The 17,361-nt window shown below is 70.9% G+C and carries 18 protein-coding genes; 8 read left to right on the top strand and 10 right to left on the bottom strand.

The genetic code is table 11. From position 1 onward, the window contains the following. Window position 1 precedes the first annotated feature (1 nt). The gene (locus LX12_RS20990) at window positions 2-502 is read left to right on the top strand and encodes a MarR family transcriptional regulator (protein ID WP_253656565.1); all 501 of its coding nucleotides are present in this window, start codon (window positions 2-4) and stop codon (window positions 500-502) included. Between the two features lie 14 nt (window positions 503-516). On the opposite strand, the gene LX12_RS20985 is transcribed toward LX12_RS20990, so the two are convergent. Continuing rightward, the gene (locus LX12_RS20985; RefSeq protein WP_253656564.1) at window positions 517-885 is read right to left on the bottom strand and encodes a VOC family protein; all 369 of its coding nucleotides are present in this window, start codon (window positions 883-885) and stop codon (window positions 517-519) included. 65 nt (window positions 886-950) lie between these two features. On the opposite strand from LX12_RS20985, the gene LX12_RS20980 reads away from it, so the two are divergent. Next, window positions 951-1,409, top strand: a complete 459-nt coding sequence (locus LX12_RS20980) for a MarR family winged helix-turn-helix transcriptional regulator (RefSeq protein ID WP_253656563.1) — start codon at window positions 951-953, stop codon at window positions 1,407-1,409. Window positions 1,410-1,416: 7 nt separating this feature from the next. Here LX12_RS20980 and mmsB read toward each other — a convergent pair whose 3' ends face one another. Genes mmsB through LX12_RS20965 form a run of 3 tightly spaced genes read right to left on the bottom strand, consistent with a single transcriptional unit; the run spans window position 1,417 to window position 4,983 of the window. Beyond that, window positions 1,417-2,286, bottom strand: coding sequence for a 3-hydroxyisobutyrate dehydrogenase (gene mmsB / locus LX12_RS20975; protein WP_253656562.1), 870 nt, complete (start codon window positions 2,284-2,286; stop codon window positions 1,417-1,419). Then, complete coding sequence (locus tag LX12_RS20970) at window positions 2,283-3,458, bottom strand: acyl-CoA dehydrogenase family protein (RefSeq protein WP_253656561.1); 1,176 nt, start codon at window positions 3,456-3,458, stop codon at window positions 2,283-2,285. Before LX12_RS20970 ends, mmsB begins: the two co-directional genes overlap by 4 nt. Window positions 3,459-3,462: 4 nt before the next feature. After that, window positions 3,463-4,983: a CoA-acylating methylmalonate-semialdehyde dehydrogenase gene (locus LX12_RS20965; RefSeq protein ID WP_253656560.1), complete on the bottom strand. Its 1,521-nt coding sequence runs from the start codon at window positions 4,981-4,983 to the stop codon at window positions 3,463-3,465. A gap of 107 nt (window positions 4,984-5,090) precedes the next feature. Between LX12_RS20965 and LX12_RS20960 the strand changes: the two genes are divergently transcribed. The 3 genes from LX12_RS20960 to LX12_RS20950 all read left to right on the top strand — a co-directional run bounded on the left by LX12_RS20960 (window position 5,091) and on the right by LX12_RS20950 (window position 8,537). Beyond that, window positions 5,091-6,830 carry an AMP-binding protein gene (locus LX12_RS20960; RefSeq protein WP_253656559.1) on the top strand — a complete coding sequence of 580 codons (1,740 nt, stop codon included), beginning with the start codon at window positions 5,091-5,093 and terminating at the stop codon, window positions 6,828-6,830. 9 nt (window positions 6,831-6,839) lie between these two features. Further along, a complete protein-coding gene (locus LX12_RS20955) occupies window positions 6,840-8,210 on the top strand; it encodes an FAD-binding oxidoreductase (RefSeq protein WP_253656558.1) in 1,371 nt (456 codons plus the stop codon). Between the two features lie 117 nt (window positions 8,211-8,327). After that, window positions 8,328-8,537 (top strand): dodecin, encoded by a 210-nt coding sequence (locus LX12_RS20950; RefSeq protein ID WP_253656557.1) that lies wholly within the window; start codon window positions 8,328-8,330, stop codon window positions 8,535-8,537. A 12-nt stretch (window positions 8,538-8,549) separates the two neighbouring features. On the opposite strand, the gene LX12_RS20945 is transcribed toward LX12_RS20950, so the two are convergent. Genes LX12_RS20945 through LX12_RS20935 form a run of 3 tightly spaced genes read right to left on the bottom strand, consistent with a single transcriptional unit; the run spans window position 8,550 to window position 11,756 of the window. Continuing rightward, complete coding sequence (locus LX12_RS20945; protein WP_253656556.1) at window positions 8,550-9,986, bottom strand: dihydrolipoyl dehydrogenase family protein; 1,437 nt, start codon at window positions 9,984-9,986, stop codon at window positions 8,550-8,552. 2 nt (window positions 9,987-9,988) lie between these two features. Next, window positions 9,989-10,858 carry a DMT family transporter gene (locus tag LX12_RS20940; RefSeq protein ID WP_253656555.1) on the bottom strand — a complete coding sequence of 290 codons (870 nt, stop codon included), beginning with the start codon at window positions 10,856-10,858 and terminating at the stop codon, window positions 9,989-9,991. Between the two features lie 10 nt (window positions 10,859-10,868). Beyond that, a complete protein-coding gene (locus LX12_RS20935; RefSeq protein ID WP_253656554.1) occupies window positions 10,869-11,756 on the bottom strand; it encodes a DMT family transporter in 888 nt (295 codons plus the stop codon). A 148-nt stretch (window positions 11,757-11,904) separates the two neighbouring features. Here LX12_RS20935 and LX12_RS20930 point away from each other — a divergent pair, with 148 nt between their 5' ends. Next, window positions 11,905-12,192 (top strand): hypothetical protein, encoded by a 288-nt coding sequence (locus LX12_RS20930; protein WP_253656553.1) that lies wholly within the window; start codon window positions 11,905-11,907, stop codon window positions 12,190-12,192. After that, a complete protein-coding gene (locus tag LX12_RS20925; RefSeq protein WP_253656552.1) occupies window positions 12,189-12,674 on the top strand; it encodes a SixA phosphatase family protein in 486 nt (161 codons plus the stop codon). Before LX12_RS20930 ends, LX12_RS20925 begins: the two co-directional genes overlap by 4 nt. Before the next feature lie 172 nt (window positions 12,675-12,846). On the opposite strand, the gene LX12_RS20920 is transcribed toward LX12_RS20925, so the two are convergent. Next, a complete protein-coding gene (locus LX12_RS20920; protein WP_253656551.1) occupies window positions 12,847-13,761 on the bottom strand; it encodes an NAD(P)/FAD-dependent oxidoreductase in 915 nt (304 codons plus the stop codon). A gap of 189 nt (window positions 13,762-13,950) precedes the next feature. Beyond that, window positions 13,951-15,576, bottom strand: coding sequence for an acyl-CoA dehydrogenase family protein (locus tag LX12_RS20915; RefSeq protein WP_253656550.1), 1,626 nt, complete (start codon window positions 15,574-15,576; stop codon window positions 13,951-13,953). A 76-nt stretch (window positions 15,577-15,652) separates the two neighbouring features. Between LX12_RS20915 and LX12_RS20910 the strand changes: the two genes are divergently transcribed. Next, a complete protein-coding gene (locus LX12_RS20910) occupies window positions 15,653-16,363 on the top strand; it encodes a type 1 glutamine amidotransferase (protein ID WP_253656549.1) in 711 nt (236 codons plus the stop codon). A gap of 89 nt (window positions 16,364-16,452) precedes the next feature. Here LX12_RS20910 and LX12_RS20905 read toward each other — a convergent pair whose 3' ends face one another. Continuing rightward, entirely contained in the window at window positions 16,453-17,346 is an 894-nt protein-coding gene (locus LX12_RS20905) for an undecaprenyl-diphosphate phosphatase (protein WP_253656548.1), read from the bottom strand. Window positions 17,347-17,361 lie beyond the last annotated feature (15 nt).

The raw sequence follows: 17,361 nt of genomic DNA, 5'->3' as shown, positions 1-17,361 counted from the left end.
CATGACGGACGGCCCGGGATTCGACCCCATCGCCCGGGCACGCGACAACTGGGTCGCGGCCGGATGGGGCGACGTCGTCTCGGGGATGGTCGCCGTCACGTCGGTCATGCGGGCACACCAGATCCTGCTCGCCCGGGTCGAATCCGCGCTGCGCCCCTTCGATCTCAGCTTCTCCCGCTTCGAACTGCTGCGCCTGCTCGCGTTCAGCCGCAACGGCGCCCTGCCGATCACGAAAGCCAGTGTGCGCCTGCAGGTCCACGTCACCAGCGTGACGCACGCGATCCGGCGTCTGGAGTCCGCCGGTCTCGTCCGCCGCACACCACACCCGACCGACGGGCGTACGACGCTGGTGGAGATCACCGACATCGGCCGCTCGACCGTCGAGGAGGCGACGACCGTCCTGAACCGGGAGGTGTTCGCCGACATCGGCATCGACGAGGACGACGCCGGCCAACTGGCCGACATCATCGAGTCGTTGCGTCGCAGCGCCGGCGACTTCTGACCCCGACCGCCGCGTCAGCCGCGGTCGTGCAGCGTGACGTGGTAGCCGTCGGGATCGGCGAAGGTGAAGGTGCGCCCGAACGGTCCGTCGAACGGCTCGACCACGATGGCCGCGCCCTCGGACGCGAGGGAGTCGTGGATGTCCTGCACGTCGGTCGCATGCAGCCACAGAGCCATGCCCACACCCGGCTGCGCGACGGCGTCGAGGTCCGTCCCCGGCGCGATGTCCCGCAGGGCGAACGCGATGGGCCTCGTGTCGAAGACGACCGCGTGCGGCGGGCCCGCGGGCGATCGCACGAGACCGAGGTGGAGCGCGTAGAAAGCGTGCGAGGCGTCGAGATCGCGGACCTGCAGGGAGATGAAATCGGGACCGGTGACCGGCATGGCTGGGCTCCTTCACGGGACGTGTCAGTTTTCTGACATGTCCGAAGGTATGTCAGACTACTGACATGAGTCAAGGTGCGGAACGGATCGACCTGTCGGTCTCGGTGGGCTATCTGCTGAAGGAGGCGTCCGCGGCGCTGCGCGCGGCGATGGAGGACGTGCTCCGCCCGCTGGGGATGACCATCACCCAGTACTCCTGCATGGAGTTGCTGGCGCAGCGGCCGGGGCTGTCGAACTCCGACCTCGCGCGCGGCGCGTTCGTGACACGGCAGTCGATGAGCGTGCTCCTGCAGGCCCTCGATCGCGACGGCCTCGTGGCTCGCGCGGATCAGCCCGACGTCGGCCGCGCGCTGCCCACGCGCCTCACCCCGGCCGGACGTCGTCGACTCGACAAGGCCAGTGCCGCAGTGCGATCTGTCGAGGTGCGGATGCTCGGGGATCTCAGCGACGCCGAGCGCGACCAGGCGGTCCGCCTGCTCCGCACGATGGTGCGGTCGCTGACGACCGAGGCCGACCCCGCCTAGGGGCCCCTCAGCGCAACGTCTCGATGATGGCGCTGAAGTCGCGATGGCCGTTCTCACGGGCGAAGTCGGCGTAGAGCTCGGCGGCGTGCGTACCGATCGGCGCGCGCGCCTGCGTGGAGGCGACGGCGTCCATCGCGAGCCCGAGGTCCTTGTTCATCAGCGCGGTCGCGAACCCGGGACGAAAGTCGTTCGTCGACGGCGATCCCGGGACCGGGCCCGGCACAGGGCAATTGGTGTGCACGGCCCAGCAGTTGCCGGTCGCACCGGTGATCACGTCGAACAACGACTGTGCCGACAGGCCGAGCTTCTCGGCGAGCACGAACGCCTCCCCGACGACGATCTGCTGCGCGGCGAGGACCATGTTGTTGCACACCTTCGCGGCCTGTCCGCTGCCGGTGCCACCGCAGTGGATGACCTTGCCGGCCATGGGGTCCAGCACGGGCTGCGCAGCGGCGAACGCCTCGTCGGTCCCGCCGACCATGAAGGCCAACGTCCCCGCGGTCGCGCCCTTCACCCCACCGGAGACCGGGGCGTCGACCTGCAGCATCCCGGCCTCACCGGCACGCGCGTTCACCGCCCGGGCGTCGTCGACGGAGATGGTGGAGCTGTCGATCAGCAGCGTGCCGGGGTCGACGACGCCGAGGATCTCGTCGTAGCAGGACGACACCAGGGCGCCACTGGGCAGCATGGTGACGACGACGTCGGCCCCGCGCACCGCCTCGACCACCGATCCGAGCGTGATGACACCTGCATCGGCGGCGCGTGCGACCGCCTCGGCGACGGGGTCGTAGCCGTGCACGGTGTGACCGGCGGCGACGAGGTTCGCGGCCATCGGCCCGCCCATGTTGCCCAGGCCCAGAAAAGCGATGGTGGTCATCGTGTCCCTCCGGTGGTGTTCTTCGCGACGGACCGTCCGACGACCATCCGCATGATCTCGTTGGTGCCCTCGAGGATCCGATGCACCCGGAGGTCGCGGACGATCTTCTCCAGGCCGTAGTCGTGCAGGTATCCGTACCCGCCGTGCAGTTGTAGCGCCCGGTCGGCGATGTCGGAACAGCGGTCGGTCACGAACAGCTTGGCCATCGCGCACGCGGTGACCTTGTCGGGGTCGTCGGCGTCGAGGGCGTTCGCCGCGTGGGTGAGCATGAGCTTTGACGCCTGCAGGTCGGTGGCCATGTCGGCGAGGGTGAACCGGATGGTGGGCTCGTCGATCAGCGTGCCGCCGAACGCCTCCCGCTCGGCGAGGTAGGTGCGCGCCTTGTCGAGGGCGGTGCGGGCCCCGCCGAGCGAGCAGGCGGCGATGTTGATGCGGCCGCCGTTCAGTCCGTTCATCGCGATCCGGAAGCCGGTGCCCTCCCCCGCGTCACCGCCGAGCAGGTTGGAAGCGGGCACGCGGACGTCGTCGAAGATCACCGCGGCGGTGGGCTGGGCGTTCCAGCCCATCTTCTTCTCCTGGGCCCCGAACGACAGTCCCGGCGTGCCGCTCTCGACGACGAACGTCGAGATGCCCCCCGGGCCGTCGTCACCGGTCCGGGCCATCACGACGTACACGTCGGAGTACCCGCCGCCGGAGATGAACTGCTTGACCCCGGTGAGCACGTACTCGTCGCCGTCCCGGACCGCCCGGGTCCGCAACGCGGCGGCGTCGGAGCCGGCGGCGGGTTCGGTCAGGCAGTAGCTCGCGATGAGCTCCATCGAGGCCATCCGCGGGATCCACTGCGCGCGTTGCTCGTCGGTGCCGTAGGTGTCGACCATCCAGGTCGCCATGTTGTGGATCGACAGGAACGCCGCCGTGGTCGGGTCGGCGGCGGCGAGCTCGGTGAAGATGCGGACCCCGTCGAGCCGGGACAGCCCGCTGCCCCCGAACTCCTCACGGCAGTAGATCGCCGCCATCCCGAGCTCGGCCGCGGCACGCAACTCGTCGACCGGGAAGTGCTTGGCCTCATCCCATCCCAGCGCGAACGGGGCGAGACGCTTCGCCGCGAAGGCCGCCGCGGTCTCGGCGATCACGGCGCCGAGATCCTCGGCGTCGCCGGTGGCGGTGCTCATCGGGTCACTTCATGGTGGGGATGACGAACTCGGCACCGTCCTTGATGCCCGACGGCCAGCGCGTCGTGATCGTCTTCACCTTGGTGTAGAACTGGATCGACGCAGGTCCGTGCTGGTTGAGATCGCCGAAGCCGGACCGCTTCCAGCCGCCGAAGGTGTGGTACGCCACCGGGACCGGGATCGGCACGTTCACACCGACCATGCCGACCTGCACCCGTGCGCAGAAGTCGCGGGCGGCGTCACCGTCGCGGGTGAAGATCGCGACCCCGTTGCCGTACTGGTGATCCGACGCCAGCGCCAGCGCCTCCTCGTAGTCGCCCGCGCGGACCATGCACAGCACCGGCCCGAAGATCTCGTCGGTGTAGATCGTCATGTCCTTGGTGACGTGGTCGAACAGCGTGGGCCCGATGAAGTAGCCGCCCTCGAGCTGCGCTTCGCCGAACGTCAGATCGTCGGCCGCCCGCTCGCGTCCGTCGACGACGAGGTCGGCGCCGGCGTCGACGCCCTGAGCGATGTAGTCACGGACACGCTCCAGCGCGGCACCGGTCACCAGTGGACCGTAGTCAGCCTTCGGGTCGTGCGAATGACCCACACGCAGCGCGGTGACCCGCTCGATCAACCGCTCGCGCAACCTGTTCGCGGTCTCCTCACCGACCGGGACGGCGACACTGATGGCCATGCAGCGCTCACCGGCGCTGCCGTAACCGGCGCCGATGAGCGCGTCGACGGCCTGGTCGATGTCGGCGTCGGGCAGGACGATCATGTGGTTCTTCGCGCCGCCGAAGCACTGCGCACGCTTCCCGTGCGCCGCGGCCGTCGAGTAGATGTACTGCGCGATGTCGGAGCTGCCGACGAAGCCGACCGCCTGGATGTCCGGGTGCTCGAGGATCGCGTCGACCGCGACCTTGTCGCCGTGCACCACCTGGAACACCCCGGCAGGCAGACCGGCCTCCAGGAACAGCTCGGCCAGACGCACCGGCACCGACGGATCCCGCTCGCTGGGCTTGAGGATGAACGCGTTGCCACACGCCAGGGCCGGACCCGCCTTCCACAACGGGATCATCGCCGGGAAGTTGAACGGCGTGATCCCCGCGACCACACCGAGCGGCTGGCGCACCGAGTGCACGTCGATACCGGTGCCGGCACCCTCGGTGAACTCGCCCTTGATCAGATGCGGGATGCCGATCGCGAACTCGATGACCTCGACACCGCGCTGGATGTCGCCGTGCGCGTCGGCGACGGTCTTGCCGTGCTCGATGGACAGGAGCTCGGCGAGCTCGTCTGCGTCCCGGCGGACCAGCTCGACGAAACGCATCATCACCCGCGCGCGGGCCTGCGGGTTCCACGACCCCCACACCTTCTGCGCCTGCACCGCCGACGCCACCGCGGTACCCACCTCGTCGACCGAGGCCAACGGCACCTGCGCCTGCACCTCGCCGGTACTGGGGTTCATCACGTCGGCCGTGCGGCCGGACGTGCCCGCCGTGCGGACACCGTCGAGGAAGTGGGGGATCTCGGCGACCATGGGTGGCCCTTCTCGCGAACTGTGGATGTCGGCGAACAGCTCTCCTGTTGCGTGGATCACCGTACACTAGGAACTCCTAGTAATCGATCCCCGAGTGGAGAGCGCCCATGACATCGACCGGTCCCACCGAGGCGTTCCGCGCGGCACGAGCAGCGCTGCTCGAGAACGCCGACGACCTCGACGCGGCGCGGGCGGCGTTCGCCTGGCCGGAACTCGACCGGTGGAACTGGGCGACCGACTGGTTCGACGTGCTCGCCGCCGAGCGTGAGGCCGCCGGCGACGACCGGCCTGCGCTGTGGCTCGTCGAGGAGGACGGCAGCGAGCAGAGGTTCTCGTTCCCCGAGATGCGGGACCGGTCGATCCGCGTCGCCGCGTGGCTGCGCGAGCAGGGTGTCGCGCCCGGCCACCGCGTCCTGCTGATGCTCGCCAACCAGGTGGAGTTGTGGGAGGTCATGCTCGCGGCGATCCGCCTCGGCGCCGTCGTCATCCCCGCGACGACCCAGCTGTCGAGGGCCGACGCCGCCGACCGCATCTCGCGCGGCGGGGTCGACCACGTGATCGTCCGTGGCGACATCACCACCACCATCGACGAGGCGATCGACTCCCTCGCCGGCGACCCCTCCCCCACCCGCATCGCGGTCGGCGACGCCGCCGGCGCGTGGCTGCGCTACCCCGACGCCGGCCCGCTCCCGGATCCGAGCGGGTTCGTCGCCCACGAGACCCACGCCGACGACACCCTGCTGCTGTACTTCACCTCCGGCACGACGTCGCGGCCGAAGCTCGTCGAGCACACCCACGCCTCGTACCCCGTCGGCCACCTCTCGACGATGTACTGGATCGGCCTGCAGCCCGGCGACGTCCACCTCAACGTGTCGTCGCCCGGGTGGGCGAAACACGCGTGGTCCAACGTGTTCGCGCCGTGGAACGCCGGTGCGTGCGTGTTCCTGTACAACTACACCCGCTTCGACGCCGCCGCCCTGATGGCCCAGATGCAGCGGTGCGGTGTCACCACGTTCTGCGCGCCACCGACGGTGTGGCGCATGCTGATCCAGAGCGACCTGAGCCGTCTGTCCACGCCGCCCCGACTGGCCGTCGGTGCCGGCGAGCCGCTCAACCCCGAGGTCATCGATCGTGTCCGCGACGCCTGGGGCGTCACCATCCGCGACGGGTTCGGACAGACCGAGACCACGGTGCAGATCGCGAACACCCCCGGCCAGCCGATCAAGGACGGGTCGATGGGCCGTCCGTGCCCGGGCTACACCGTCGGTCTCGTCGACCCCGCGACCGGCGAGTCCGGGGTCACCGAGGGCGAGATCTGCGTCAGCCTCGAGCAGCGGCCGCTGGGACTGATGGTCGGGTACCACGGCGACCCCGACCGCACCGCCGCCGCGATGGCCGACGGCTGGTACCACACCGGCGACGTCGGCAGCCGCGACGACGACGGCTACATCACCTACGTCGGCCGCACCGACGACGTGTTCAAGTCGAGTGACTACCGCATCAGCCCGTTCGAGCTCGAATCCGTTCTGCTGGAACACGATGCGGTCGCCGAGGCGGCTGTCGTGCCCGCCCCGGACGAGCTGCGCCTGTCGGTGCCGAAGGCGTACATCGTGCTGGCCGCCGGGTGGTCACCCGACGAGCAGACCGCCGCCGCGATCTTCGCCCACAGCCGTGACCACCTCGCCGGGTACAAGCGCGTCCGCCGCATCACCTTCGGTGACCTGCCCAAGACCATCAGCGGCAAGATCCGCCGCGTCGAACTCCGTGCGGCCGAGAGCGCCGGCGACGTCACGGAGTTCCGCGAGGAGCAGATCGACGCGACCGGCCCGGTCAGCGGGCGGGGCTAGGCTGGTGTGATGACCGCCACCATCGCACTCGACGACCTCATCGCCGCGCTGTCCGACGGCGCGGTGGTCACCGATCCCGACATCGTCGCGGGCTACCGGCAGGACCGCGCGCTCGACCCCGACGCGGGCACCCCGCTCGCCGTCGTCCGTGCGACGAGCACCGACGACGTCGCCGCCGCTGTGCGCTGGTGTGCGCGCAACCATGTCGCGGTGGTCCCCCGTGGTGCGGGTACCGGGCTGTCGGGCGGGTCGAGCGCCGTCGACGGAGCGATCGTCCTGACCACGGAGAAGATGCGCCACATCCACGTCGACCCCGTGATGCGCACCGCGACGGTGCAGCCCGGCCTGCTCAACGCCGAGGTGAAGGCGGCTGTCGCCGAGCACGGTCTCTGGTATCCGCCGGACCCGTCGTCGTTCGAGATCTGCTCGATCGGCGGCAACGCCGCCACCAACGCGGGCGGCCTGTGCTGCGTCAAGTACGGCGTCACCACCGACTACGTCCTCGGCATGGAGGTGGTCCTCGCCGACGGCCGCGTCGTGCAGCTCGGCGGCCCGCGCCTCAAGGACTCCGCCGGGCTGTCGCTGGTGAAGCTGTTCGTCGGCAGCGAGGGGACGCTCGGGATCATCACCGAGCTCACCCTGCGCCTCCTGCCGCCGCAGCCGCCCGCGTGCACCGTCGTCGGCAGCTTCGCCTCCGTCCACGACGCGACCGAGGCCGTCCTCGCGATCACCAACCGGATCCGCCCGGCCATGCTCGAGTTCATGGACTCGGTGGCGATCAACGCCGTCGAGGACCAGTTGAAGATGGGCCTCGACCGCGACGCCGGCGCCCTGCTCGTCGCGCAGAGCGACGCCCCCGGCGCGGCCGCCGCCGAGGAGATCGCGATCATCGTCGAGGCGTTCGAGTCCCACCGCGCGTCCGAGGTGTTCTCCACCGACGACCCCGCGGAGGGTGAGGCCTTCACCGTCGCCCGACGCATGGCCATCCCGGCCGTCGAGAAGAAGGGCACGCTGCTCCTCGAGGACGTCGGCGTCCCGCTGCCCAGCCTGCCCGCCCTGGTCGACGGCATCGCCGCGATCGCCGAGAACCGCGACGTCATGATCTCGGTCATCGCGCACGCCGGCGACGGCAACACGCACCCGTTGATCGTCGTCGACCCCGACGACCCCGATCAGCGCGCCCGCGGCGACGTCGCGTTCGGCGAGATCATGGACCTCGCGATCGCGTTGGGCGGCACCATCACCGGCGAGCACGGCACCGGCCGCATGAAGAAGGCGTGGCTGCCGAACCAGGTCGGCGAGGACGTCATGGACATCTCCCGCAAGGTGAAGGCCGCCCTCGACCCGGACGGGATCCTCAACCCCGGCGCGATGTTCTGACGCGCTTGCCCTGTGGGAACCGCGCATTCCGATCCGATCACGTCGGCGCAAACCCGACCTGTCGGTGACCAGCCCGCATAGCGTCGGGGGCACTGCCACCGCGAGTCAGGAGATGCCATGAGCGATCACGTGTACCGGGTCACCGAGGTCGTCGGGTCGTCGACCACCAGCACCGACGACGCGATCCACACCGCGATCGCCAAGGCGAACGAGACCGTCCGCAACCTGGAGTGGTTCGAGGTCACCGAGACCCGCGGTCACATCGAGAACGGACGGGTGGCGCACTTCCAGGTCACGCTGAAACTCGGCTTCCGCCTGGGTGACTGACGCCGTGGCCGCTCAGTAGCCGAAGTACCCCTCGAGCAGTCGGAGGTAGATCTCGGCGGGCGTCGGGTAGCTGGGCACGGCGTGCCACAGGTCGTCGACGGTGACTTTCCCGACGATCGCGACCGTGGCGGCGTGGATGAGCTCGCCCGCCTCGGGCCCGACGAACGTCGCACCGACCAGCGTGCGGGTGGCGTCGTCGACGACGATCTGCGCCGTCCCGGACGCGTCGTCCCGCAGCAGTCCGACCCCGGCGGCCGCCGTGATCGGCTTCGTGATCACCGTGACGCTGTCGTACGTCGCGCGCGCCTCCTTCTCCGACAGCCCGCTCGACGCGACCTCCGGATCGGTGAACACCACCTGCGGCACCGGCGGGTCGGCCGGGACCGTCGGCGGTGTGCGTCCCTCGGCGATCGCGGCGATGCGCTGACCGACGATGCGCGACTGGTACTTCCCCCAGTGGGTGAGCATGGGACCGAACGACGCGTCGCCGACGGAGTACAGCCAGTCGACGCCGTCGTAGCCCTCCGGTGCGGACACCTGCGACGGGTCGGTCACGCCGACGGTGTCGAGGCCGATGTCGTCGACGGTGCGGTGCCGCCCGGCGGCGACGAGGATCTCCGCGGCGGTGATCTCCTGCCCGTCGACGGTCACGGTGACCGGCCCGCCGTGCGGGACGCCCGTTGCGCCACCGGCGTCGTCGACGGACTCCCGGCGGGCCTCGGTGATGTCGACGCCGAGGCGGATCTCGACGCCGGCATCGCGCAGCGCCTCGGCCACGGCCTCGCCGGCGAAGTCGTCGAGGCTGCCGAGCAGGGTGCTGCGGACCAGCATGGTGACGGTGCTGCCGAGCGCGCTCATCCACGTCGCCGCCTCGCAGGCGACGACACCGCCGCCGACGACGATCAGCGACTCCGGCACCTCCCGGACGCCGGTCGCGTCCCGCGAGGTCCACGGGGCGACGTCGGCGAACATGTCGGGGATCGACGCGGTGCTGCCGGTCGCGACGACGACGGCGTGACGGGCGTGCAGCGTGCGCGGCCCGTCGCCGGTCTCCACGGTGACGGTCCTCTCCCCTGCCAGTCGACCGGTGCCGGTGACGACGTCGATCCCGGTGTCCGACGCCCACTTCCGCTGCGAGCTGTCGGAGTAGTGGCTCACCCAGGTGTCGCGGCGGTTCATCAGCGCGGTGGCGTCGACGCCGCCCGCGACGGTGATCCCGTCGAGGTGGCGGGCGGTGTTCGCGACCTCCAGCGGTCTCAGCAGCGCCTTGCTGGGCATGCACGCCCAGTACGAGCACTCGCCGCCGAGCAGCTGGTTCTCGACGATGGCGGCCGTCCGGTCGGAGTTCGCGACGGCGAACTGGGCGGCCACCTCCCCGACGGCACCACCGCCGAGGACGATCACGTCGTAGGTGTCGGGGTCAGTGGCGGCGTTCTGGGGATCGGTCACCCTCACACACTGCTACGGACGCGCGGGGTTGTCACCGCCTCGGGGGTGGTTGCGTCACCGGTCCCGCGAATCGCGGAGATGCGGGCGAGGACGACGACCGCGACGACCATCACGGCCAACGCCACCACCATGAGCCCGTTCTGCCACCAACCGACGCGCACCGACTCGCCCAGCAGGGTGACACCCAGCGCCATGGAGACGGCCGGTTCCATGACCGTCATCGCGGGGAACGACGTCTGCAGCTCACCGGCGACGAAACTGCGCTGCTGCGCGACGATGCCGCCGACGGCGACGACCGCGAACAGGTAGGCCTCGGGACGCGACCACAGGTGCAGCGGGTCGTGCAGGGCCTGGTAGACGACAGCCTTCACCAGCAACGCACCGATGCCGAACAGCGTGCCGGCCACCAGTCCGTAGCAGAGGGCGCGGTAGTGGTCGTCCGCCTTCTCCGCGACGACGACGAGACCGATCAGCAGGGCGATGGCCGCGACGACGGTGCCCGCGATCAGCAGGTGGTCGGGGCGGCGGTCGACCTCTTTCGGGTCGGCCAGGAGGAGGAACAGACCGACGCAGACGACCAGCACGCCACCCCACCCCCACTCGTGGCGGGTCGGGCGTCGGTGGTCGAGCACGGCCTCCATGGGCAGGGCGAACAGCACCGCGAGCACGACGATCGGCTGGACGAGCAGGATGGATCCGAGGCCGAGAGCGCCGGCCTGCAACCCGAAGCCGAGCAGCGCGACCGCGGCACCCACCGTCCACATGACGGAGATGGCGCCACCGGTGCAGGAGGCCCGTTGTCGCAGCACGGTGCCCAGAGCGATCAGCGCGGCGGCGCCGATCGCGAGGACTGCGGGGATCCACGTGTGCACTGGATCGAGGTTAACGGTCGGGCGCGCGTGCGGCAGGGCTCAGCGCGGGTGACGGCGCGTCGTGGTCGGGGTGGGTCTCGAACTCGGTCTCGCGCTCGGCGGCGAACTTGGCCAGCACCACCACCGCGTACCCCATGGTCAGCAGGACGACCCCGACGACGACGCCCTCGACGACGTCGACGTTCGCGCGTTCGCCGAGCAGCAGCACGCCCAGCGCCATCGCGACGGCCGGCTCCATCACCGTCATCGCAGGGAACGAGGTCTGCAGGTCGTGCGCGGCGAAGGCCAGCTGTTGGGTGACCACCGACGCTCCGGCGACGACGAGGATCAGGTAGATCTCGGGGTGGGTGAAGGGTCGGGCGAGCCCGTCGCCGAACTGCGTCGTCACCGATTTGACCAGGAACGACTGGACACCGGTCAGCAGACCCGAGGCGGACCCGTACAGCAGCGCTCGATAGTGCAGCGACACCAGACGCGCGCCGATCACCAGCCCCGCGAGCACCACCACGACCGTGACGATCGTCCCGGCGAGGATTCCCGGGTCCAGGGTGTGCTTGGCCGGGGTGGGCATGGTGATCAACACGAACGCCGCGATGCACAGGGTGAGGACGATGCCCCACTTCCACTCTGCGAAGCTCAGCCTGCGGTGGTCGAGGTGGGCCTCCATCGGCAGCGCGAACAGCACCGAGAGGACGATGAGCGGTTGCACCAGCAGCAGCGTCCCCAGGGACAACGCGGCCGCCTGGAGGAAGAACCCGACGGCCGCGATCGCGACGCCGAGCCACCAGCGCCTCGTGATGCCGCCGGACGGCGTCGACGATCGCTGCCGGACCAGCGTGCCGGTGGCCACCAGCAGCGCCGACGCCACGGCCAGGGCCGCGGGCAGGATCAGGTGCATCCGGCCAACGGTACTGGCCCAGAACGGTGCTCGACAGTCGGCGACCGACGGCCTGGGGAATCCTCACGCAACTCTCAGACGCACGACTTCGCGCCGCGCCGCGCCGGGTGTTTCCCTCGTGTCCGACCGTCGTCCTACCGTGGTCGACATGCCTGATGACGGTGCTCTCATCCGCGAGCTGGAGCTGCTCGCGACGCTGTCGCAGTCGCAGATCCGCGCCGCCCTCGACAGCGTCCCCGCTCGCGCCGAGCTCGTCGCGTTCGCGCTCGACGAGGACGTCGAACTCCGGCGCGAGGCCGACCTCGCCCGTGACGTCGACGACGAGGAGACCGCCTGCCACCTCGAGCAGGAGGCCGCGGCGTGGCGCGCGACGGCGACGGCTCTGCGCCGCGCAGGGCGGCGCACCGCTCCGGACGCCGGGCGTCGCTCGGCATGACCCGCACCCTGGTGCTGATGCGGCACGGGAAGTCGGGGTATCCCGACGGCGTGTCCGACCACGACCGGCCGCTGGCCGACCGCGGGCGACGCGAGGCCGCACTCGCCGGCGAGTGGATGCGCCGCGACGGGGTCGTCGCCGACGCGGTCGTCTGTTCGACGGCGACGCGGACCCGGCAGACGCTGGAGCGGACAGGAGTCGACGCGGCGAGCGTCGCGTTCGTCGAGGACGTGTACGGGGGGATGCCCGAGCAGATCCTCGAGGCGGTGCGGCTGCACGTGCCGGAGGACGCGTCGACGGTCCTCGTCGTCGGGCACGAACCCGGCATGCCGATGACCGCACGCACGCTCGACCCGGACGCCGAGATCGGCCACTTCCCGACGTCGGCCTACGCGGTGCTGTCGGTGACGGCGACCTGGGACCGCCTCGGGTGGTCCGCCGACGACACCGCCACCTTCCGGGGCCTGTTCATCCCCCGCTGACTGTCACCCGCCGTCTGTTGGGCACCCGGAGCCGCTCGTTGGGCGGTTGGAGCCGTTCGTTGGGCAGTTGGAGCCGTTCGTTGGGCGGTTGGAGCCGTTCGTTGGGCGGTTGGAGCCGTTCGTTGGGCGGTTGGAGCCGTTCGTTGGGCGGTTGGGGCGGTCGAGTGGGCGCTCAGAGGCGCGGGAGCAGTGCCGCGGCGAGGTCGACGCCCGACCGCCACGCACTCTCGACACGCGGCGCACCCTGAGGGCACCACTGGTCGCCGGCGAGACCGACGACGCGATCACCGTCGACGGCCAGGTGGCACGAGACGTCGTGCTGCGACGCCGGCTTCGCGAACGTCCACCGATGCGCGTGTGTCCACGCCGGGTCGCCGACACCCAGGAGTCCGCGCAGAGCGTCCACGACCACCGGCACCGCACCGTCCGGATGGTCGAGGTGCTGTCGCGCACGGTCGGGCGTGGTGTGCGCGACGAGCACCGGCGCGCCGTCCCCACGTCGCGAGCCGTCGTCGGCGAGGAAGGACACGTCGGGGTGGTCGTTGACGAAGGCCGCATCGGCGAACGGCAGGTCGAGACCCCCGTCCAATCCGACGACGACGGCGATGACGGGCTCGTAGTCGACGGTGTCCGGTACGTCGACCAGTCGAGCGGCCTGCGGATCGGGCATCGCGACGACGACGTGCCCGTCGGGCAGCGACTCGAGGTCGGCGGTCTCCACGGCGATGTCCCCGAGGACGTCGCGGACGAGTGAGCGAAGTCCACCGTCGGTGGCCCAGCGGGTCGGTCCCGACTTCGTCGACGGGGCCGCGTCCGGTGAGAGCACACCGAACGTGTCGGTCCACGGACGCGCGAGTCCTCGAGCCTGCCAGTCGTCGACGACCGCCTGGAAGCCGTTGTCGCGCACGGTGAAGTACCCGGCCCCGACGTCGACGCGCCGGTCATGCAGCGTCGGCGACGCCATCCGGCCGCCGGGCGCCCGCCCACGGTCGAGGACGCGCACGGCGACTCCTACGCGGACGAGCTCCGCGGCGCACGCCGCCCCCGACATCCCGGCCCCGACGACGGTCACCTCTGCGCTGCTCATGTCACACGGTAACCGCGCCGACAGCGCCCACCCGACGGCTCCAACTGCCCAACGACGGGCTCCAACTGCCCAACGAGGGGTTCCGACTGCCCAACGAAGGGTTCCGAGTGCCCAACGAACGGCTGCGAGTGCCCAACGAGGGGTTCCGAGTGCCCGACGAACGGCTCCGAGTGCCCGACGAACGGCGGGCTACTTGACCAGGGCGCGCTCGAGGATCGGCGAGAGGTCGAGGCCCGGGGGCAGGGTGCCGAAGGCACTGCCCCAGTTCCGGGCGAGACGCGTCGCCGCGAACGCCTCCGCCACCGCGGGGTGCCCGTGGCGGAGCAGCAGCGCACCCTGCAGGCCGACGCACAGCGACTCCGCGAGTCGGCGCGCACCGATCACCACGTGCTCGAGGTCGCCGAGCTGCGACTTGATCGACGCGACGTGCGCGTCGTAGCGCTCGTCGAGACCCAGCGCGGAGTCGAGTTCGTCGGTGATCGCCTCCACCGACTTCGGAGCGGTCGCCATCGCACGCAACATGTCCAACGCGCTGACGTTGCCGCTCCCCTCCCAGATCCCGGCGAGCGGCGACTCACGGAACAGCCGGGCCATGCCGAAGTCCTCGATGTAGCCGTTGCCGCCGAGGCACTCCATCGCCTCGGCCGCGAACGCCGGCGCCCGCTTGCACGTCCAGTACTTGGTGGCGGGCAACCCGATCCGCCGGATCAGGCCCTCCCGTTCGTCGCCGCGCTCGGCGGCGTCGGTCGCCCCGGCCATCCGCATCGACACGGCGATCGCGGCCTCGGCCTCGATCGCGAGGTCCGCCAACACGTTCCGCATCAGCGGCTGGTCGATGAGGTAGTCCCCGAACGCGCTGCGGTGCTGCGCGTGGTGCATCGCGCGCGACAGCCCGGTCATCATCACCGACGCGCTCGCGACGGCGCAGTCGAGTCGGGTGAGGCTGACCATCTCGATGATGGTCCGCACGCCGCGGCCCTCCTCGCCGACCAGCCACCCTGTGGCGTCGTCGTATTCGATCTCCGACGACGCGTTGCCGTGGTTGCCGAGCTTGTCCTTCAGACGCTGCAGCCGCAGCCGGTTGCGGGTGCCGTCGGGCAGGACGCGCGGCACGAAGAAGCACGACAGGCCCCCGGGCGCCTGGGCGAGGGTGAGGAAGAAGTCGCTCATCGGTGCCGACGTGAACCACTTGTGGCCGACGATCGTGTACGTGCCGTCGCCGTTCGGCGTCGCCGACGTCTGGTTGGCGCGGACGTCGGACCCGCCCTGCTTCTCGGTCATCGACATCCCCGCGGTCAGCGCGCGCTTGCTCGTGGGGACGGCGAGGACCGGGTCGTAGTCGCGTGTGGTGAGCAGCGGCTCGTAGACGGCGGCCAGGTCGGGCGCGTGGCGCAGCGCGGGCACCACCGCGTAGGTCATCGAGATGGGGCACAGGTGACCGGCCTCGACGTTCCACACGGCGAGCTTCGCCGACCGCACCGCGTGCGCGCCCGGACGGTGGTCGGTCCACGGTCCCGAGTGCAGGCCGTGCTCGGTCGCCGTCCGCATCAGCTGGTGGTACGCGGGGTCGTACTCGACCTCGTCGACGCGGTGCCCGAACTTGTCGTGGGTGTGCAGGACGGGACGGTTGCGGTCGGCGAGGTCGCCCCAGCGCATCGCCTCCTCGGTGCCCGCCAACGCGCCGAGCGCCTGCACCTCGCCGAGACCCCACTCGCCGCCCTCGCGCACGAGGGCCTCGGTGAGCGCCGGGTGGTCGGCGGGGTTGTGCCCGACGAACGGCGGGACCTGGTTGAACACGGAATGGGTGTCGGCCATGACGGCCAGTGTCCTCCATCACAGGCGGCGCCACCAGCATCGGGGCGGCGCCGCACCGCACCTACCCTCGGCGGTGATGACGTCGACCACCGCACTCGTGCTGGCGCACGAAGACGACCGCGATCGTGGGCGCGTCGAGGCCGGGTCGCTCGCCGACGCCCTGCGGGCCCGCGGGCTCACGCCCCTCGTCGCGCACCCCTCCGACGACCTGCCCGACCCGGCGACCGTCGAGGCCGTCGTCGTCCTGGGCTCCGTCGACTCCGCCTACGACGACTCACTGTCGTGGCTCGCCGCCGAGCGCGCCTACCTCGATCGCGTCGTCGACGCCGGGACACCGACGCTCGGCGTCTGCTTCGGCGGGCAGGTCCTGAGCCGCGTGCTCGGCGGGGTCGTCGAACGGTCACCGCACCCCGAGGTCGGGTTCGTGGACCTCGTCCCCGACGGCGCGGCCGCGTCCTGGATCGACGACGGCCCGTGGATGCAGTGGCACTTCGACCACTTCTCCCTCCCGCCGGGCGCCCGTCGGCTCGCCCACAACGACGCCGGCCTGCAGGCGTTCGTCCGCGGGCGTGTCGTCGGGACGCAGTTCCACCCCGAGATCACGGCGGCGTCGTTCGCGGCGTGGCGGATGGGCTGGACCCGCGAGTCCGAGCAGGAGGTGCAGCGCGACTTCGGGATCGACGTCGACGAGCTCGGCGCCCGCATCGAGGCCGACCGCGGCTCCCTGACCGCCCGCTGCGCCCGACTGCTCGACGGGGTGCTCGACGGCGGGTTGCTCGAGAACTGACCGCCCACTCGACGTCCGGAACCGCCCACTCGACGCACGGAGCCGCCCACTCGACGGGTGACGCGACAGGCGGGTGAGGGTGAACTGCGTCAGGCGAACGCGACCACGCTGACCACACCGGCGGCGAGGCAGTAGACGACGAACGGGTACATCGTCCGGGTCCGGAAGAACCGCTCGAGGAACGCCACCGCCACCAACGCGGCGACGAACGCGCACACGGCCCCGACGATCACCTGGCCGCCGATGCCCTGTCCCTCGGGCCCGAACAGCTCGGGGATCTTCAGCACACCGGCGGCGAGGATGACCGGCGTGGCCAGCAGGAACGCGAACTTCGCCGACGACTCGTGGTCCATCCCGCGCAGCAGCCCGGCGGAGATCGTCGACCCCGACCGGGAGATGCCCGGCAGCAGCGCCAGGATCTGCGCGGCACCGATGACGACGGCGTCGCGGTAGCGCAGGCGGTCGATCTCGGCGTCGGGATCACCGGCGACCACCTCGACGGCGTGCGCACCGGTGGCCGCGCGGCGTCGCAGCAGCTCGGCGGCCAGCAGAACGAACCCGTTGGCGACGAGGAAGACCGCCGACGCGAGCGGCGTCGCGAACACCTGCCGCAGCGGCTTCTCGGCGACGAGCCCGACGATCCCGACCAGCAGGGTGCCGACGATGAGCAACCAGGCGAGCTTCGCCTCGCGGGTGTCGATGCGACGTCGGACGACGCTGTGGACGAAGCCCCGCACGATCGCGACCCAGTCGCGCCAGTAGTAGACGACCAGCGCGAGGGCCGTCGCGACGTGCAGTGCGACGAGGAACGCCAGGAACGGCGTGTGTCCCTTGCTGTTCGACTGCGTCACCAGGGTCTCCCAGCTGCCACCGATCCACGCCGGCACCAGCAGCGAGTGCCCCAGGCTCGACACGGGGAACAGCTCGGTGACGCCCTGCAGGAGGCCCATCACCACCGACTGGGTGTAGGTCAGCGAGCTCACGCATGTCCTCTCGTC

It is taken from the genome of Williamsia serinedens, from assembly GCF_024171725.1.
Classification (GTDB): domain Bacteria; phylum Actinomycetota; class Actinomycetes; order Mycobacteriales; family Mycobacteriaceae; genus Williamsia_A; species Williamsia_A serinedens.
This window is presented reverse-complemented; position numbering and strand designations above follow the sequence as displayed.

What these genes read in the sequence shown, in the direction of transcription:
- LX12_RS20990 (WP_253656565.1), top strand. Translation starts at nt 2, where the DNA reads ATGACGGACGGCCCGGGATTCGACCCCATCGCCCGGGCACGCGACAAC.
- LX12_RS20985 (WP_253656564.1), bottom strand. Translation starts at nt 885, where the DNA reads ATGCCGGTCACCGGTCCCGATTTCATCTCCCTGCAGGTCCGCGATCTC.
- LX12_RS20980 (WP_253656563.1), top strand. Translation starts at nt 951, where the DNA reads ATGAGTCAAGGTGCGGAACGGATCGACCTGTCGGTCTCGGTGGGCTAT.
- mmsB (WP_253656562.1), bottom strand. Translation starts at nt 2,286, where the DNA reads ATGACCACCATCGCTTTTCTGGGCCTGGGCAACATGGGCGGGCCGATG.
- LX12_RS20970 (WP_253656561.1), bottom strand. Translation starts at nt 3,458, where the DNA reads ATGAGCACCGCCACCGGCGACGCCGAGGATCTCGGCGCCGTGATCGCC.
- LX12_RS20965 (WP_253656560.1), bottom strand. Translation starts at nt 4,983, where the DNA reads ATGGTCGCCGAGATCCCCCACTTCCTCGACGGTGTCCGCACGGCGGGC.
- LX12_RS20960 (WP_253656559.1), top strand. Translation starts at nt 5,091, where the DNA reads ATGACATCGACCGGTCCCACCGAGGCGTTCCGCGCGGCACGAGCAGCG.
- LX12_RS20955 (WP_253656558.1), top strand. Translation starts at nt 6,840, where the DNA reads ATGACCGCCACCATCGCACTCGACGACCTCATCGCCGCGCTGTCCGAC.
- LX12_RS20950 (WP_253656557.1), top strand. Translation starts at nt 8,328, where the DNA reads ATGAGCGATCACGTGTACCGGGTCACCGAGGTCGTCGGGTCGTCGACC.
- LX12_RS20935 (WP_253656554.1), bottom strand. Translation starts at nt 11,756, where the DNA reads ATGCACCTGATCCTGCCCGCGGCCCTGGCCGTGGCGTCGGCGCTGCTG.
- LX12_RS20930 (WP_253656553.1), top strand. Translation starts at nt 11,905, where the DNA reads ATGCCTGATGACGGTGCTCTCATCCGCGAGCTGGAGCTGCTCGCGACG.
- LX12_RS20925 (WP_253656552.1), top strand. Translation starts at nt 12,189, where the DNA reads ATGACCCGCACCCTGGTGCTGATGCGGCACGGGAAGTCGGGGTATCCC.
- LX12_RS20920 (WP_253656551.1), bottom strand. Translation starts at nt 13,761, where the DNA reads ATGAGCAGCGCAGAGGTGACCGTCGTCGGGGCCGGGATGTCGGGGGCG.
- LX12_RS20915 (WP_253656550.1), bottom strand. Translation starts at nt 15,576, where the DNA reads ATGGCCGACACCCATTCCGTGTTCAACCAGGTCCCGCCGTTCGTCGGG.
- LX12_RS20910 (WP_253656549.1), top strand. Translation starts at nt 15,653, where the DNA reads ATGACGTCGACCACCGCACTCGTGCTGGCGCACGAAGACGACCGCGAT.